Annotated in this window: 1 protein-coding gene and 1 pseudogene; both read left to right on the top strand. The window is 66.7% G+C overall.

Going from position 1 to position 1,669, the window contains the following annotated elements; all coding sequences use genetic code 11:
• Positions 1 to 577: 577 nt before the first annotated feature.
• Positions 578 to 970: a hypothetical protein gene (locus tag ACFWAY_RS53695; protein ID WP_378516529.1), complete on the top strand. Its 393-nt coding sequence runs from the start codon at positions 578 to 580 to the stop codon at positions 968 to 970.
• Positions 967 to 1,669 (top strand): annotated as a pseudogene (locus ACFWAY_RS53690) (hypothetical protein); the annotation flags it as partial. The gene ACFWAY_RS53695 and the pseudogene ACFWAY_RS53690, both read left to right, overlap by 4 nt.

Below are 1,669 nucleotides of genomic sequence, written 5' to 3'. Positions count from 1 at the left end.
GACGGTTCGCCTGCTGATTACGCCGGCGACTCCGGTCGCGATTCGGGGCAGCGACGAGCCGGACCCGAGCGTCGTCCACCGCTGGTAGCCCGCCCGCAGCCGATACCTTCGTCGGACCGCGACGGTGTGTCCGTCCTCGCCGGTCGCCAGGTGTCAGCGAGACTTTCGGCAACGATCCACCGCCAGCAGAAGGAGGGTCGGGTGCCCGGCCTCATCTTTAGGCGGGTGTCACCTACCGCATCAGCCACACCAGATTCGAGGCCACCCGCGAGCTGCTCGCACGGTTCGCCGAGGGACACACCCCGGGGGTGGCGATGTCCCTCACCCATGACGGCGGCGCTCAACACCACCTGTTCATCACTCCCGGGGTGCCGATCACGCTGGTGGAATGACGAATCCGAGGTGGTCGGGTCGTGACGGCTTCCTGCGCTGACGTACCCGAGCTGTGTCTCCGACTAGGTCGTCGCCGGCGGCGTCAATGCCGTCGCCGGTAGCACCCCGTCACATCCTGGGCGCAAATCTGCATGCAAACATGCCAGCGAAAATACCTGCAATAAGGCACGTAGTGGGTAGGGTGATGTCCGCGCAAGCACACGGGCGGCACGCGGAATACGAGTGGGTGGGTATGGCGAAGGTGGGAAATTCCGGGGGCGGCGCCCGCCGCCGCCCGACCGCGGGCGGACGAGGCGCCGCGGGGTCGGGGAAACGCGCTCCCGGTGCGGGAGACTCCGGTGGTGCGGGAACGCCGAGTCCGGAGTTGACGGCGAAGTTGGAACCGCGGAAGGGCCCGGCGAAGGTTCCGCTCAATACCCGGGTCCTGGCCTCGACGGAGGCCCGGTTGACCTGGCTGGTGAACAATCGCCAATCCACGGTGACCAACGTCGTGGACGTGGCCCTGCAGGAGTTCTTCGACCGCTACAGCGTCCCGCCGGCAGATCATGACGGCCGGATCGCCGAGCAGGAGTCATGAGCGGCCGGGGGGAACAGATACCCCTGTTCGCACTGCCCGAGGCAACCCTGACGACGTCTTCCGCTTCCACCAATGACGTTGTCCCCGATGATGATGACGCCGTCTGCGTCGATGCTGGTGTCTTCGTCGCAGCCGATCAGGCGGACTCGGAGCCAGCCGTTGCCGGACACCCGGAATCGTCCGAGCACTGCGACGTCGCCGAAGCCGACGACGCCCCAACCCCGCCGTCTCCCGAGGTGGACAGCAAAGAAGTGGACAGCGCTGCGGTGAACGGCGACGACGAGCCCACCGAAATCGCACCGGCGGGAACAGCTACGTCAGAAACCGCCACGGCGGAACCAACGACGCCCGCTGATGCCCTGGATCTCCCAGCATCGGAGATCGAGCCGACGGCAACACCCCGTACACCGGTGTGGGACACATTGCCCGCCGGCGAAGACGCCGATGGCCATGCGCTGATCGTGACCGCTGCGGGGACGTACACACCGTCCGGGCGGGAGTTGACCGGTCCGGTCGATTCGGTCGAGAAGCTGGACAAGCTGATCCGCTGGGCCTCGCTGACACCGTTGGGAGCCCCCGCACAGATCTGGGTGGTCGGACAGGCCGCATGCGAGCTGCTCGGGTGGATTATTGATCCGGGCAGCGAAGACGACGTCGACGATATGGAAGCCCTGCGCAACCGCGCCGCCCAAGAATTGA

Source organism: Rhodococcus sp. NPDC059968 (assembly GCF_042738615.1).
Classification (GTDB): domain Bacteria; phylum Actinomycetota; class Actinomycetes; order Mycobacteriales; family Mycobacteriaceae; genus Rhodococcus_F.
The sequence above is the reverse complement of the archived record's forward strand: the minus strand, read 5'-3'. Positions and strand labels throughout refer to the sequence as shown.